The following is a 15340-nucleotide window of genomic DNA, read 5'->3' as shown; positions in this document are numbered from 1 at the left end:
TTATGATGGAAAAAGAACTTAGAATTATCATCAGCGGTGGAGGCACAGGAGGACACATCTTCCCTGCCGTATCCATCGCCAACGCTATAATGGAATTGCGACCGGATGCAAAGATATTGTTTGTAGGTGCCGAAGGCCGCATGGAGATGCAGCGGGTTCCCGATGCAGGCTACCGGATTATCGGACTCCCGATAGCCGGTTTCGACCGCAAACATTTATGGAAAAACGTAGCTGTACTGATTAAGCTGGCACGCAGCCAGTGGAAAGCCCGGAGCATTATCAAAAACTTCCGCCCGCAGGTAGCGGTAGGCGTAGGAGGATATGCCAGCGGCCCCACACTAAAGACTGCCGGTATGATGGGAGTACCGACCTTGATTCAGGAGCAGAACTCTTATGCCGGAGTCACAAACAAGCTGTTGGCACAAAAAGCAAAGGTTATTTGTGTTGCATACGATGGAATGGAAAAGTTCTTTCCTGCCGATAAGATTATAATGACCGGAAACCCCGTTCGCCAGAATCTGACGAAGGATATGCCGGAAAAGAATGCGGCACTGCGCTCCTTCAACCTGTTGCCGAATAAGAAAACAATTCTGATTGTAGGCGGTAGCCTTGGCGCGCGTACTATTAATAATACGCTGACCGCCGCATTAGCTACAATCAAGGCAAACGCCGATATACAGTTCATCTGGCAGACCGGAAAGTATTACTATCCACAGGTGACAGAAGCCGTACGGGCAGCAGGAAAACTTCCGAATCTGTATGTGACGGACTTCATCAAGGATATGGCAGCCGCTTACGCAGCCTCCGACCTAGTGATCTCACGTGCGGGAGCCGGTTCTATTTCAGAGTTTTGTTTGTTGCACAAGCCTGTTGTCCTGGTCCCTTCTCCCAATGTGGCAGAAGATCATCAGACTAAGAATGCACTGGCATTGGTGGACAAACAAGCCGCCATCTATGTAAAAGACAGTGAAGCGGAAGCCAAGCTGATGGATGTAGCACTGAAAACAGTAGCCGACGATCAGAAGCTGAAAGAACTAAGTGACAATATAGCCAAGCTGGCTTTACCCGACTCTGCACGGATCATCGCGCAGGAAGTAATCAAGCTGGCAGAAGCAGAAAACAAATAATATTAATTAGGCACGGATTACGCGGATTACACGGTTTAAGAATGATACACGAGAAATTGACAAAAGAAATCATAAGTGCTTTTTATGAAGTACATAACACATTAGGATTTGGGTTCTTAGAACAAGTCTATCAGAATGCACTTTATAAAGAACTCCTAAGAAGAGGACTTTTCTGTCAATCTCAAAAAGAGATGGAAGTTTATTATAAAGGTGAAATGGTGGGAAGATACATTGCAGATATAGTAGTAAACGACGAAATCATTCTTGAGCTAAAAGCTGTAACAACCCTTCGTCCAGAACATGAGTGGCAATTAGTCAATTATCTAAAAGCAACAGGACTAGAAGTAGGTTTATTACTAAATTTTGGTGTAGCAGCTGAAGTAAAACGTAAAATCAACACATCATTCTTAAACCGTGGAATCCGTGTAATCCGTGCCTAAAATTAATATATAAACTAAAACAGTATAAAGAAATGAATATTGAAACGATACAATCAGTCTACTTTGTCGGTGCCGGAGGCATCGGTATGAGCGCACTTGTCCGTTATTTCCTTTCCAAAGGAAAAGTGGTAGCCGGATACGACCGTACCCCGACTCCATTGACTGAAAATCTCATCGCCGAAGGCGCACAAATACATTACGAAGAAAACGTCAGCCTGATTCCGGAAGCCTGCAAGGACCCCAAAAGCACTTTAGTCGTATTGACTCCCGCTGTCCCGCAGGAACACGAAGAATTAGTTTATTTCCGCAACAACGGATTCGAAATACAAAAGCGCGCGCAAGTACTGGGAACCATCACTCATTCCAGCAAAGGACTGTGTGTAGCCGGTACTCATGGTAAAACGACTACTTCTACCATGACCGCCCACCTGTTCCATCAATCGCATGTAGAATGTACCGCATTCCTCGGAGGCATCTCCAAGAATTACGGCACCAACCTGCTCCTTTCCCAGAAAAGCCCTTATACAGTCATCGAAGCAGACGAGTTCGACCGTTCCTTCCATTGGCTGTCCCCATATATGTCCGTCATCACTGCCACAGACCCTGACCATCTGGACATCTACGGAACAGAAGAGGCATACCTTGAAAGCTTCGAACATTATACAACACTGATCCAGCCGGGTGGTGCACTGATTATCCGCAAAGGCATCTCGCTGCAACCGAAAGTGCAGTCCGGAGTCCGTGTCTATACCTATTCGCGCGACGAGGGCGACTTCCACGCAGAGAACATCCGCATCGGAAACGGTGAAATCTTCATCGATTTCGTTGCCCCCGACACCCGTATCAACGATATCCAGCTGGGAGTTCCGGTAAGCATCAACATCGAAAACGGCGTAGCCGCCATGGCGCTTGCACACCTCAACGGAGTGACCGACGAAGAGATCAGACAAGGAATGAACAGCTTCCGCGGTGTAGACCGCCGGTTCGATTTCAAGATCAAGAATGATCAGGTAGTCTTCCTGAGCGACTACGCCCATCATCCTTCGGAAATCAAACAGAGCGTACTGTCTATCCGCGAACTCTATAAAGACAAGAAGATCACAGCCATCTTCCAGCCGCACCTTTACACCCGTACCCGCGACTTCTATCAGGACTTTGCCGATAGCCTGTCGCTACTGGACGAAGTCATTCTGACAGACATCTACCCGGCCCGTGAAACACCGATCCCCGGTGTCACCAGCAAGCTGATATACGACAACCTCCGTCCGGGTATCGAAAAAAGTATGTGCAAAAAGGAAGAAATACTGAACATTCTGAAAGATAAAAACATTGAAGTATTAATCACTCTAGGAGCCGGAGACATCGACAACTATGTCCCCGAAATAAAGAAAGAACTGGAAAAAATGAAGAATGATGAATGAAGAATTGGCTGCGCAACTATGCTATGCTGCATAGAAATTCTTCATTCTTCATTCATCATTCTTAATCAAAAAAAAAGTTATGGTAAAGAGAATCCTTCTATCTATCGTCATGTTGATGCTTATTGCCTACCTCGGCATAGCCATCACCGCTTTCAACCGCAAGCCTGCCGACCAGACCTGCCGTGACGTAGAACTGGTCATCAAGGATACCGCCTATGCCGGCTTCATCACCAAAGAAGAAGTAAAAGGCATCCTCCAGCACAAAGGTATCTACCCTATCGGGAAAAAGATGGAGCGCATCTCTACCAAGTCGCTGGAACGGGAACTGAGCAAACATCCGCTGATAGACGAAGCGGAGTGCTACAAGACCCCCAGCGGTAAAGTCTGTGTGGAAGTGACACAGCGCATACCGATTCTGCGTATCATGAGCGCTAACGGAGAGAATTATTATCTGGATAATAAAGGAACCGTCATGCCACCGGAAGCAAAATGTGTCGCTCACCGGGCAATTGTCACCGGAAACGTAGAAAAGTCGTTTGCAATGAAGGATTTATATAAGTTTGGTGTATTTTTGCAAAACAATAAGTTCTGGAACGCCCAGATAGAACAAATCCATGTGTTGCCCGACCGCAACATCGAACTGGTACCTCGTGTAGGCGACCACCTCGTCTATCTCGGCAAACTTGAAAACTTTGAAGACAAACTGGCACGCCTGAAAGAATTCTATCAGAAAGGACTCAATCAGGTAGGCTGGAACAAATATTCACGTATCAACCTTGAATTCAGCAACCAAATAATCTGCACGAAGAGAGAGTGATGAGATGTGAGTTCCGGGGGATGAGTGATGAGTTATGAGTGACAAGTCTCTCTAAATAGTAAATTGTAAATAATTAAATTGTAAATAAAGAGATGGCAACAACAGAATTTATCGCCGCTATTGAACTTGGTTCATCGAAGATAACCGGTGTGGCCGGAAGAAAGAACAGTGACGGAAGCATGCAAATACTGGCATATGCCCAGGAAGACTCCTCTACGTTTATCCGTAAAGGGGTAATCTTCAATCTGGACAAGACAGCGCAAAGCCTGACTTCTATCATCAACAGACTGGAAGGTGAGTTGAAAAACTCAATCGCCAAGGTATACGTAGGCATTGGCGGACAATCACTCCGCACAGTCCGCAACGTAGTAAGTCGCGACCTCGAAGAAGAAGCGATTATCTCGGAAGAGCTGGTAAACGCTATCGGCGATGAGAACGTAGCGATTCCGGTAGTCGATATGGATATACTGGACGTAGCGCCGCAAGAATACAAAGTCGGCAATAATCTGCAAGCCAACCCGGTGGGACTGGTAGGAAGCCACATCGAAGGACGTTTCCTCAATATCGTCGCCCGCTCTTCCGTACGGAAGAATCTGGAACACTGCTTCCAGCAGGCAAAGATCGATATTGCCGACCAACTGATCGCGCCACTGGTAACAGCCAATGCTGTGCTGACCGAGAGCGAACGCCGTTCGGGCTGCGCACTCATCGACTTCGGAGCTGATACCACCACTATTTCGGTTTATAAAAACAACATTCTCCGCTTCCTGACAGTGCTGCCGCTGGGAGGAAACAGCATCACCCGCGACATCACCACCCTGCAAATGGAGGAAGAAGAAGCGGAACGTCTGAAGAAAACTTACGGAGACGCCCTATACGAAGAAGACGAAAGCGAAGAGCCCGCCACCTGCAAGCTCGAAGATGAAAGCCGCACAGTCGAACTGAGCAAGCTCAACAACATCATCGAGGCACGTGCCGAGGAAATCATCGCTAACGTATGGAACCAGATTCAAATCTCCGGCTACGAAGACAAACTGCTGGCCGGCATCATCCTCACAGGTGGAGCCGCCAACCTGAAGAATCTGGAAGAAATGCTTCGCAGACGCTCGAAGATAGAAAAGATGAGAATGGCGAAACTGCCTCGCAACACCGTTCACGCTCCCAGCAATATACTGAAGAAGGACGGTTCGCAGAACACCCTGTTCGGACTTCTGTTCGAAGGCAATCAGAACTGCTGCCTGATAGAAACTGCTCCCCAGATACCGGTCACTCCCGCCACTCCCCGACCGGAGCCGGAAGTTCACAAGACCGCAGACATGTTTGAGGACGATCAGGAACTGAAAGAGCAAGCCCGGCTAGCACGCCTCAAAAAAGACGAGGAGGAAAAAGAAGCCCGGGCAGCTGCCAAGGAAGCCGAAAGACTCCGCAAGCAGAAGGAAAAAGAAGAGAAAGAAAGACGGAAGAGAGAAGCCGGTCCCAGCTGGATTCAACGCAAGATCGACTCCCTGACAAAGGAAATCTTCTCTGACGACGATATGAAATAAATTCAAAATTCAATAATATGGACGAGATAGTACAATTCGATTTCCCGACCGACTCACCGAAGATCATCAAAGTGATTGGTGTAGGTGGCGGTGGCGGTAACGCTGTGAACCACATGTACCGGGAAGGCATACATGACGTAACGTTCGTTCTCTGCAACACGGACAACCAGGCATTAGCCGAGTCACCCGTTCCGGTGAAACTGCAACTGGGCCGTAGCATCACACAAGGACTTGGAGCCGGCAACCGTCCCGAACGGGCACGCGACGCCGCCGAAGAAAGTATTGACGATATCAAAGAACAGTTGAACGACGGCACCAAGATGGTATTCATCACTGCCGGAATGGGAGGAGGAACCGGAACCGGAGCCGCCCCTGTCATCGCCCGCATTGCGAAGGAGATGGATATTCTGACAGTAGGTATTGTCACCATTCCATTTATTTTCGAAGGAGAAAAGAAAATCATTCAGGCACTGGACGGCGTCGAACGTATCGCCCAGCACGTAGATGCCTTGCTGGTCATCAACAACGAACGCCTGCGCGAAATATATGCCGACCTTACCTTCATGAATGCTTTCGGCAAAGCTGATGACACGCTTTCCATCGCAGCAAAAAGTATCGCCGAGATTATCACCATGCGTGGTACGGTGAATCTGGACTTTGCCGATGTGAAGACCATCCTGAAAGATGGTGGTGTAGCCATTATGAGTACCGGATTCGGAGAAGGAGAAAACCGTGTCACTAAAGCAATCGACGATGCCCTGCACTCTCCGTTGCTGAACAACAACGACATCTTCAACGCCAAAAAAGTAATGTTGAATGTGTCCTTCTGCCCCACATCCGAACTGATGATGGAAGAGATGAACGAGATACACGAGTTCATGAGCAAGTTCCGCGAAGGAGTAGAAGTTATCTGGGGTGTCGCAGTAGACAATTCTCTGGATACCAAAGTGAAGATCACCGTACTGGCAACCGGTTTTGGTGTAGAAGACGTGCCGGGTATGGACACACTCCACGAAGCACGCAGCCAGGAGGAAGAAGAACGCCAGCTGCAGCTTGAAGAAGAGAAGGAGAAGAACAAAGAACGTATCCGCAAAGCATACGGTGAAAGCGCCGGTATCGGAAAGAAGAGCTTGCGCAGCCGCCGTCATATCTACATCTTCAATACCGAAGATTTGGACAACGACGACATCATCGCCATGATAGAGGAATCTCCTACTTACACGCGCGATAAAACGAAGCTGTTGAAGATTAAAACAAAAGCGGCTCTCGAAGAGGAAGTTGCCATGGAAGAGGCAACGGACAATGACGGTGTAATCACTTTTTAAATGAAGAATGAAGAACTAAGAATGAAGAATGTAAGATTCATACTGTTTGGTTCTTCCTCTGCTTTTGTAGATTGTAAATAATTAAATTGTAAATATCATTATGGATTTATTTGACAAAGTCAGCGAAGACATTAAAAACGCAATGAAGGCAAAAGATAAAGTTGCCTTGGAGACTTTAAGAAACGTAAAGAAATTCTTCATCGAAGCTAAAACAGCTCCGGGAGCTAACGATACACTGACAGACGAAGCAGCCTTGAAAATCATTCAGAAACTGGTGAAACAAGGTAAGGACTCTGCCGAAATCTATATCGGACAGGGACGTCAGGATTTGGCTGACGGAGAACTTGCACAGGTTGCCGTAATGGAAGCTTATTTGCCCAAACAAATGACTGCTGAAGAACTGGAAGCTGCATTGAAAGAAATCATTGCAGAGACAGGCGCAACCAGCGGAAAAGATATGGGTAAAGTGATGGGAGTAGCTTCCAAGAAGTTGGCAGGACTTGCAGAAGGCCGTGCTATTTCTGCGAAAGTAAAAGAGCTGTTGGGATAACCCTTCACCACTCCTCTGGAAACTAAAAATACTTTTTAGTCTCACGGTCTCATTCCTTTTGAGATAAGCCGTAGATAATCAGCAACATAAAGAGTGAGAGATCCTTTTCAAACAGGTATCTCTCACTCTTTTCTTCGTTAAAATAGTTATTTTTCACGTATCTCTCATTGTTTTTAGGGGTATCTCTCATTCAGTTTCAATTCATTTCTCACGGGTTTACGATTTATTCATTACCAACACTCCGGTTATGTACCGCTATTCTGAGTTTAATTGACTGGTTCTTTATATATTATACTGCCTATAGCCTTCTCTTTTGATACCTATATCTGCATGTTTTCTAACCGACATCTTCATCGTTCCACCCGGGTGGAATGAACTGTCTACTATTGTGACACGATCAGTTCACCCAAGTGCGATGATTACATCACCCGGGTTGGACGATGAAGATATCGGTTAGATAATATGATAATACCAGTTGAAAGACAAGAGAACATAGGATCATTTGCATCTAAAAGAATGGCAAACAATAACTTCTTTACCATAAAACAAGATAAGGACAACCAATCGTTGCCCTTATCTGAAGTTACTTAATTTATAAAACCACCAATTTTACATCAAATTACAGGAATAAAGACGTAATAAATAGCATTATATAAATTAAATACCTACTTTTGCAACAATATGAAGGTAATATACCTGCTTTGACAACAGGCAAAACATACTTTTTGAGGAGCATCTACAACGAACTAAATTACGACAAACAGATGAAAAGCAGTACATTGATAACTATCCTATCTACATTCTTATTAGTAGGATGCAGCAAACAGCAATCCGCTTTGGACAAACGACTCGATGAAGTAGAGAGAATTATAGAAGTAAACCCAGACAGTGCTTCAATCTTACTGGAAAATATACCATCTCCGGAAAAACTAGATGACAAGACTTTTGCACGCTGGTGCATGCTATCGGGTAAAGTCACTGACGAAATCTTTAATACCCTATTGCCATCTTATCAATTCGAGCGGGCTAATGCTTGGTATTCATCCTACGGCAAACCTGAAGAACAGGTACAAACCTTAATTTATTTGGGACGTTCCCATGCAAATGATGGGGATTATGACAAGGCGATGTCTATATATACTAATGCGTTAGAGATTGGTAATAAGAATAAGCTATATAATTTAGTTGGATATACATACAGCTATATGGGCGATTTATATAGAGAGAAAGCCATGCGGACAGAAGCTATCGAAAAATACGAAATGGCTGCCGACTATTTCAAAAAAGAAAATAACACTGATAGCTACGCTTGTGCCCTAAGAGATATAGGGCGCGAATACGCATGTATTGATTCGATACCCCGTGCCCTCGAAATTCTGTTTATGGCAAATTCTATAGCCGAGACTTCAGAGGATAAAGATGTAAAAGCTTCAATCGAAAACACCCTGGGCAACATCTATGTAATGCAAGACAAATACGACAAAGCCAAAAAGTTCTTTTATAAAGCACTGGAAGGAAGAGAAAAAATGCCAAATTACATAGCACTAATTGGCTTATATATCGCATCTGACTCTTTAAAGCAAGCCAAAGAACTTCTGCAAAGAATTCCACAAGATAATCTTGACTATACATATAGCATCAAAAATTTATATTATCAAATCTATAAGTCAGAAGGAAATTATAAAGAAGCACTTACAAATTTAGAAGAATACACAGAAATAGTAGATTCCTTAATGTATGCGGACAGTCAGTCCAAAATACTGGATATAGAAACCAAGTATAACAACCTAAAAATAAAGAAAGAAGTCATTGACCTAAAAAACAAAGAACAAAGTTATATCATCGTTTTAATCATCTGCACTTCAGCTCTGCTATTCACGATAATGGGATATCTGCTATTTCGAAAAAGAGCGAAAGAAAAAATACAAAATCAACAGGCTGAATTGAGTAACATAAAAACAGATTTATATAATCATAAGCTTGAACTGGAAAAGAAAAGAATTATATTAAACAACCTCAAAGAAAAAGATGAAAATTATGATCAGCTGCAAGAAGACATCATTCGTTTATCAGCCAATTATAGAAAACTACAGAATAAACTACTAGTAGATTCACCTCTATACAAAGAACTAACAAAATTGGGCAATCAAAACATACCGGGAAATGATAAATCGCTCATAACTGAAGAACGATGGAAAGCCATTACAAATGAAATAACGACCATATATCCTGAACTTTATAATTATATATATAGCTTAGGTCCGAACTTACCGGAAGAAGATTTTCAATATTGCTGTTTGTATCTTTTGGGATTCGATACCAATACAGAAGCAAAACTATTAAATATTGCCACCAATTCCGTAAGTAGAAAGCGTTCCAGACTTAAACAGAAACTAAATATCACACTACCAACTAATTTTTCATTATACGAATATTTGATTAAGAATATGCATTAATATCCATATTTTATAGAGATATTACCAATGTCATGTTCACAGTACAGATCAAAGCCGTAAGTCATTGATTATCAACATCCGCTTGTCCATATCAAAACTAGTATTTCTCAGATTTTGTCTCTCATTTTTCATAACTTTGCAGAAAACATTTAAAGATATGAGAAAGCTAAGTATCACATTATTATTAATTGCCCTTTCATTCATGACAATGGAGGCCAATTGTTTATCAAGCCACAGAGGCAAGTATATACAACTAAAAATATGGGAGCACCTTAAGAAAGATATTGCTTTCATACCCATAGAAGCCACTCTCGAAGGTAATAACATCGAAGTGCAGTTCTTTGAAAAATCGAACGAGCCAGTCACCTTCCAAGTTAAAGACAAGAATGGAAACATCGTATTTCAAGATATGGTGATTCCTGATAAGCAGGAAATCTATAAAATAGATTTAGATGGTTTCAAAGCCGATCAATATGAGCTATTTTATATAGAAAAAGATGTGACTTTCATTGGAGAGTTTGAAATCGAATAGATTACAATATCAACTCATAAAATAATATTAACTAAAAATTATGCCATGAGAAAACTATTAATTATCGTATCATTGTTTACAATGATGTCATGTCAAGAGAATTTTGATATGATTGACAGTGAAAGCCTACCTGAAACAAGTAGTACGAACCCTGAATTCAAAGTTAATGAAGAAGACATTCAATCAACTATTGATGAGTTTTATGGAGTCTCTTCTCTCTCTCCTACAAGGGTAGAGAATTTTGTTAGTATAAAAAAGATAACTTCATTGACTAAAAGCAAGACGCGGAGCATTGGTAATGACTCTGATATAGATGTAAATGACATTCTTTATATAGTAGAGTTATCTAATGGCAATACCGCTTTTGTTGCGGCTGACAAGCGTGCCAAATCGTTATATGGCATTGCAGATGGAACTGTAGAGCTTAACAATGCTGATCTAATAAACAGTAACATACCCGGTGGATTAGTAGCTATTCTAAGTAATGCAATAGCGGATATTAAGTATTCTATAAAATATAATACGTCAATAAATGAAGATTGGAAAACACTAAACGCATCAACTAGAGCAGATTCAGATATAGTCGGAGGAAAAGAAATGTTTACTATGGAACCTAGGTGTCCAGTTTGTTGGCATCAATTCGCTCCATTCAATAATGTTTGTCCTTTATACACCAACAGCAATGGAGACAAAGTACGCTCTGCAGCAGGATGCGTTGCAGTTGCAGCAGCACAAGCCCTATTATGCTTATGGGACCGTTCAAAAACTACCTTTTATTACTACACATTAATAACATCATGGGACCGGCTAAGCGAAATCAAACATGACAATCAGTTTATTGCCGGAAGCGATGAAGAAACCGATGTAGCAAACTTAATACATGAGATTGGACTAGCAGTAGGAATGAAATATGGTCCTAGTAGTAGCGCAAATACAGAAGATGCAGTAAAAGCCGTATGCCTTTTATCCCAAGGTTATCTTAAATATGAAAGATCCCCTTTTAATGAAACTATTGAAAATACTTTAGTACAGAAAAATGGTATAGTATGGTTATCTGCTAGAAATAGTAATGATGAAGGGCATTCAATGCTAATAGATGCATTACGCTTTATATTTACTACTGGGGCTTGTGGCACATGTATAGATGCAACTAAATATGTAAAGAGATATTTCCATATCAATTATGGATGGGGGGAAAGTTATAATGGCTATTATCTTTATATACCACAATCGGATAATTATGATCAGGATTTGAGATGGGAAGGCACATCTAGAACCTTTCCATATCAAATGAAAGCATTTAGTGTATGGCAAACAAAAAATGAATAAAATGAAATATAAATTAATCATAGCTGTCCTTTATATGATCATGAGCGCTTGTAATAATACCGATTCCAATGAATTCGCTTTCTCTAACTATAGTTGGGAATGCCCCAAAGAAGGAGGCAGGAAAATATTCACATCCAATAAAGATGAATGGAAGATTGATCAGTTAATACTTGATGGAATTATTATTAAAGAATATAGTCCAGAATATATTAAAGATAAAAATCAGAGCTTCCCACCTGATAAATTTGATTTTGATTTTTTTTCTTTTAAAATCGATGGAAAGAAAGTAACAATTTGCCTACTAGAGAATACAACAGGAAAAAAAAGAAACATAAAATTTATATGCAGATATGTAAATACATATCATGCTATAACTGTTATACAGCTACCTGATATCAATATCATGAAACATTCTAGATACTAAAAGTTTTGATGAATGAGTATTATACAGTTGTATACGAAGAGTATTCACTTAGAGGATAAAAGGAGTAAATAAACATATTCCCAATGAATTTGGAAATGATGATAGAATCTTTACCTTCATCTCAATATGACAAACAAGATATATAATGCTTTTGTACTTTTAATCATTATAGGTTTATGCTTTTATTCTTGTAATGACGATGAGAAGCAAAAAGAAGAATATAAAACCATGATCCTAAAAGTCGCAGCTTATAGAGATTATTATGTTGCACCGGGACATGGTATTACCACCGATATATTAGGCTATGTTGTTACGGATGAAAGCAACAAGACATACGTCATCGAAACAATCAAAGGTTTTGAAGATGAGTATGAAGAAGGATATGAGTTCGTGATTAAAGTCAAAGCTGTGAACAAGAATCAAGGCGAACCTGTACAAGATCTATTGGGATATTATTATTATCTATTGGAAGTCTTAAGTAAGGAGAAAGTTTAAGACGCTGATTAGAAAACTGGTTATATCAAAATAATTCCTCTATGAATGAACAGTAGGGAGTGATAGCTGTTTATCACTCCTTTATTAGATTATTCTTTTTTTATTGTAATATTGCATAATCATAAATAACAGAATGTCGACAGATATTCATCTACATAAAGAAACCATTAATTAGAAAGATATGAGACTGCATAAAACTAAACTATTATATGTTCTATTCACACTTTTCATTTTAATTGGCTGCAAAGAGAACACTGATACACCGCCATTTATTTTTAATTGTAAAGTGAAACTTATCAATGAAGACGGAAGTTCACCTTTGCAGGAAAACAAAGATAAAATAAATCAGATTACAGTGAACCTGCTAAGCCCCATTAACAAGGACACTCAAATTACTGACATATCCTATCTTACATATTACAACTGTCTCAATATACAAGTTAGAGAATGGGAAGCCTGTATCAAAAACAAGGGTAATTATGAACAAGAGTATATTTTAGAAATCCAATATCCTGAAGAAATCCGCAAAGAAAAAGATACAATCAAAATAAAGTATCAATTCAAGAATGCCCGTCCATCTATTGTTGAAGCTCATTATAATGATATAAGAGCAACAGATACAAGTGTGAACGATGTCACTTTTGAAATTGAGAATTAGAATTGGCATGAGAAACTATCCCATAATATATGAAATAGTTATCCATTCATCGTCTATCATGAAATCTATATCCAATTCCTAACATCAGATTATTGGGGTCTTTAAACTTGCTCAACTGATATCCCACATGTAGAAATAAATGACGGGTAACATAAGTTTTGAGAGCCAAAATCTGATAAAAACCTTCCGTATCATCGCCACTGTAGATCAGGTTTCGTCCGATACCGACATTGATTGAGAAAATGGGCATTACCAATTCTGCCCGAAGAGACACCCCCACTGCAAATTGTTCGCGGAAAGGGGGACGATGAAACTTTATATCATCCCCATAAGTTCCTACTAGTTTATAATCCTTAATATTGGCACTCTCGTCAAATTGCGCATCTGCGGAAAGCCCCGCCCGGAAGTAGTTATTGAAATTGTACATCGGAGCGAAGTTAAGCCCTACAATACCAAACGAACCGGGAACCAAAGTCGGTATACCTTCTTTCACGAACCCTCTTTTGCGAGTAGCTCCATATACCAACAAGTCATAGCTGACATGCGGCTTGATATAAAGGCGCTTGGGAGCAATTGCCCCGGATGCCTCATCTTCGGCACCAAAGGTACGTACAACACCGATTCTTCCTCCGATAGTATTAAGGCCTCCATTAGGATAATGTGTATTGCCATTGGAGAAATGCGTAAAGTCCACACCCGCCGCCAGCCTCCACTGCGGATGAAACTGCCAGTTCAGCATAAAACCCAGATTGATATATGCATTGATTTTAGAACCGATGGCATCATTGTACCAATTGCTGTGTTCGTCATATTGTTTCCAACCGAAAGAAGCACCGAAATTCCACTCATAATCCAACGATAAACGGGATGAAAGCCGTACAATAGGTGCCCCTTGAAAAGCATATACCGCCACCGGATTTCCCAGTTCTGCGGAATTATAAAATGTATTATGCGAAACACCGATCCCCTGATAAGCATGAGGATACAACCTCCCCAAATAGGAATCTTTGCTGAACTGGAAAGCATACTTCAAATGCAGGGAAAGTGACCGGTCAATTTTCTGCCGTTGTGCATTATCGCCTTCGAGGAAACTGTTTGTCGGAGCTACATAGCCCGGACGAACGTCAAAACCGATCTGATGGATGAGGGCATGTCTGGTACTTTCATTCTGCTGTCCGACAGGCTTCACTACTGTCTGAGCGTCTAATTCGTTGCCAACTGCCGAGAGCAGCAGCAAGCAGATTATATATAGAGACCATCTGGCATTCATATTTCTATTTTTTGATATTTTCGCGTTCTATAATCCAGTTGTCTGTAGGTATATTGCTTTGCAACGTACCGGTTATAATTCGTTGTTTCTTAGTCTTAGGGTGAAAAGTATAGAGAATGTATTCCGTTTCAAACCATTCATGCATCAGCATATAGGTAATACGCTGAGTAGTATAAGGTGGAATAAAAATCTCCTTCTCTATATTGGGAAAAGGCAATGCTTGTTCCCGAGAGGTATATTGTGCTTGTACACCGTTCATCACCAAAGTCCCATTCTCTATAGTTGGTATCTCTACTGTCAAATTGTCATCTCCCAATAGTCGAAAAGCCCCGGGCGTATCACTTTGGAACGTCACTTCATGACGGATCCCTTGTATTGATAGAAGGCATGGATAGGGAATATCCGAAAGGTTGGGTTGTACAAAACTCCCCCTTTCACCTTTTCTCTTCTCATACCTATACGCATTTAAAGAATAAGTGATATGATCTAACACATACCTGTCCGACGGGGAAATTTCAACGTATATCTCTTGCGATTCATAATCATTGCCCACTACAAGCATGAATCTAAAATGAGTGTTGCGGACGTTTTCGCCCACTGTGATCTTCAGCTCTTTGGGATCACTGCGCTCAATGACGAAATCGGTCAGTTTCTCATTGCATACGATCTTGCCTAATCCTTTTAAGTAGGCGTTCTGTTCTCGCATTATCAGGCGATTGTCAGCGTCATAGATTTCATATTGACAGGAAAACTCGCTGTCGTATGTATACATCCACATCAAATCCCAATTGGAGGATGCAAAACGAATGGTTACATCATCACCATTCCCGTCCAGAGTAAATTCGGAATCGGAAGACCGGAAATCGTCGACAAATACATCATCGTTGCACCCATACTGAACTAAAAAGATGAGAATATATGCTGCTAAGTTTACGAATGTTTTCATGTTGGT

General features: G+C 41.3%; 15 protein-coding genes. 13 read left to right on the top strand and 2 right to left on the bottom strand.

Translation table 11 applies throughout. The features are described from left to right. Positions 1 to 5 precede the first annotated feature (5 nt). The 13 genes from murG (at position 6) to K6V30_RS05810 (ending at position 13118) form a co-directional block, all read left to right on the top strand. Positions 6 to 1127 carry an undecaprenyldiphospho-muramoylpentapeptide beta-N-acetylglucosaminyltransferase gene (gene murG, locus K6V30_RS05870; RefSeq protein WP_055269373.1) on the top strand — a complete coding sequence of 374 codons (1122 nt, stop codon included), beginning with the start codon at positions 6 to 8 and terminating at the stop codon, positions 1125 to 1127. Between the two features lie 41 nt (positions 1128 to 1168). Next, positions 1169 to 1567 carry a GxxExxY protein gene (locus tag K6V30_RS05865; protein WP_055269348.1) on the top strand — a complete coding sequence of 133 codons (399 nt, stop codon included), beginning with the start codon at positions 1169 to 1171 and terminating at the stop codon, positions 1565 to 1567. A 32-nt stretch (positions 1568 to 1599) separates the two neighbouring features. Beyond that, positions 1600 to 2988 carry a UDP-N-acetylmuramate--L-alanine ligase gene (murC, locus tag K6V30_RS05860; RefSeq protein WP_010536179.1) on the top strand — a complete coding sequence of 463 codons (1389 nt, stop codon included), beginning with the start codon at positions 1600 to 1602 and terminating at the stop codon, positions 2986 to 2988. Between the two features lie 79 nt (positions 2989 to 3067). Beyond that, positions 3068 to 3805, top strand: a complete 738-nt coding sequence (locus K6V30_RS05855; RefSeq protein ID WP_022301427.1) for a cell division protein FtsQ/DivIB — start codon at positions 3068 to 3070, stop codon at positions 3803 to 3805. A 92-nt stretch (positions 3806 to 3897) separates the two neighbouring features. After that, a complete protein-coding gene (gene ftsA / locus K6V30_RS05850; RefSeq protein WP_055269347.1) occupies positions 3898 to 5349 on the top strand; it encodes a cell division protein FtsA in 1452 nt (483 codons plus the stop codon). A gap of 17 nt (positions 5350 to 5366) precedes the next feature. Continuing rightward, the gene (gene ftsZ, locus K6V30_RS05845) at positions 5367 to 6674 is read left to right on the top strand and encodes a cell division protein FtsZ (protein WP_008763706.1); all 1308 of its coding nucleotides are present in this window, start codon (positions 5367 to 5369) and stop codon (positions 6672 to 6674) included. Between the two features lie 100 nt (positions 6675 to 6774). Then, entirely contained in the window at positions 6775 to 7224 is a 450-nt protein-coding gene (locus K6V30_RS05840) for a GatB/YqeY domain-containing protein (protein ID WP_010536176.1), read from the top strand. A 764-nt stretch (positions 7225 to 7988) separates the two neighbouring features. Then, the gene (locus K6V30_RS05835; protein WP_055269372.1) at positions 7989 to 9680 is read left to right on the top strand and encodes a BT3442 family protein; all 1692 of its coding nucleotides are present in this window, start codon (positions 7989 to 7991) and stop codon (positions 9678 to 9680) included. A gap of 157 nt (positions 9681 to 9837) precedes the next feature. Beyond that, positions 9838 to 10212 carry a BT3441 family protein gene (locus K6V30_RS05830; RefSeq protein ID WP_010536174.1) on the top strand — a complete coding sequence of 125 codons (375 nt, stop codon included), beginning with the start codon at positions 9838 to 9840 and terminating at the stop codon, positions 10210 to 10212. 45 nt (positions 10213 to 10257) lie between these two features. After that, positions 10258 to 11541, top strand: a complete 1284-nt coding sequence (locus tag K6V30_RS05825) for a C10 family peptidase (protein WP_055269346.1) — start codon at positions 10258 to 10260, stop codon at positions 11539 to 11541. Position 11542: 1 nt separating this feature from the next. After that, a complete protein-coding gene (locus tag K6V30_RS05820; RefSeq protein WP_022301429.1) occupies positions 11543 to 11965 on the top strand; it encodes a hypothetical protein in 423 nt (140 codons plus the stop codon). Between the two features lie 228 nt (positions 11966 to 12193). Beyond that, a complete protein-coding gene (locus K6V30_RS05815) occupies positions 12194 to 12460 on the top strand; it encodes a hypothetical protein (protein WP_224207262.1) in 267 nt (88 codons plus the stop codon). A 181-nt stretch (positions 12461 to 12641) separates the two neighbouring features. After that, positions 12642 to 13118, top strand: coding sequence for a hypothetical protein (locus K6V30_RS05810; RefSeq protein WP_010536170.1), 477 nt, complete (start codon positions 12642 to 12644; stop codon positions 13116 to 13118). Positions 13119 to 13164: 46 nt separating this feature from the next. Here K6V30_RS05810 and K6V30_RS05805 read toward each other — a convergent pair whose 3' ends face one another. Further along, positions 13165 to 14388: an acyloxyacyl hydrolase gene (locus tag K6V30_RS05805; RefSeq protein WP_010536169.1), complete on the bottom strand. Its 1224-nt coding sequence runs from the start codon at positions 14386 to 14388 to the stop codon at positions 13165 to 13167. A 4-nt stretch (positions 14389 to 14392) separates the two neighbouring features. Continuing rightward, the gene (locus K6V30_RS05800; RefSeq protein ID WP_010536168.1) at positions 14393 to 15334 is read right to left on the bottom strand and encodes a hypothetical protein; all 942 of its coding nucleotides are present in this window, start codon (positions 15332 to 15334) and stop codon (positions 14393 to 14395) included. Positions 15335 to 15340 lie beyond the last annotated feature (6 nt).

Source organism: Bacteroides faecis, from assembly GCF_020091505.1.
Classification (GTDB): Bacteria; Bacteroidota; Bacteroidia; order Bacteroidales; family Bacteroidaceae; genus Bacteroides; species Bacteroides faecis.
This window is presented reverse-complemented; position numbering and strand designations above follow the sequence as displayed.

Excerpts from the sequence above, each read along its gene's own strand:
- murG (WP_055269373.1), top strand. The coding sequence starts at position 6 with ATGGAAAAAGAACTTAGAATTATCATCAGCGGTGGAGGCACAGGAGGA.
- K6V30_RS05865 (WP_055269348.1), top strand. The coding sequence starts at position 1,169 with ATGATACACGAGAAATTGACAAAAGAAATCATAAGTGCTTTTTATGAA.
- murC (WP_010536179.1), top strand. The coding sequence starts at position 1,600 with ATGAATATTGAAACGATACAATCAGTCTACTTTGTCGGTGCCGGAGGC.
- K6V30_RS05855 (WP_022301427.1), top strand. The coding sequence starts at position 3,068 with ATGGTAAAGAGAATCCTTCTATCTATCGTCATGTTGATGCTTATTGCC.
- ftsA (WP_055269347.1), top strand. The coding sequence starts at position 3,898 with ATGGCAACAACAGAATTTATCGCCGCTATTGAACTTGGTTCATCGAAG.
- ftsZ (WP_008763706.1), top strand. The coding sequence starts at position 5,367 with ATGGACGAGATAGTACAATTCGATTTCCCGACCGACTCACCGAAGATC.
- K6V30_RS05840 (WP_010536176.1), top strand. The coding sequence starts at position 6,775 with ATGGATTTATTTGACAAAGTCAGCGAAGACATTAAAAACGCAATGAAG.
- K6V30_RS05835 (WP_055269372.1), top strand. The coding sequence starts at position 7,989 with ATGAAAAGCAGTACATTGATAACTATCCTATCTACATTCTTATTAGTA.
- K6V30_RS05830 (WP_010536174.1), top strand. The coding sequence starts at position 9,838 with ATGAGAAAGCTAAGTATCACATTATTATTAATTGCCCTTTCATTCATG.
- K6V30_RS05825 (WP_055269346.1), top strand. The coding sequence starts at position 10,258 with ATGAGAAAACTATTAATTATCGTATCATTGTTTACAATGATGTCATGT.
- K6V30_RS05820 (WP_022301429.1), top strand. The coding sequence starts at position 11,543 with ATGAAATATAAATTAATCATAGCTGTCCTTTATATGATCATGAGCGCT.
- K6V30_RS05815 (WP_224207262.1), top strand. The coding sequence starts at position 12,194 with ATGATCCTAAAAGTCGCAGCTTATAGAGATTATTATGTTGCACCGGGA.
- K6V30_RS05810 (WP_010536170.1), top strand. The coding sequence starts at position 12,642 with ATGAGACTGCATAAAACTAAACTATTATATGTTCTATTCACACTTTTC.
- K6V30_RS05805 (WP_010536169.1), bottom strand. The coding sequence starts at position 14,388 with ATGAATGCCAGATGGTCTCTATATATAATCTGCTTGCTGCTGCTCTCG.
- K6V30_RS05800 (WP_010536168.1), bottom strand. The coding sequence starts at position 15,334 with ATGAAAACATTCGTAAACTTAGCAGCATATATTCTCATCTTTTTAGTT.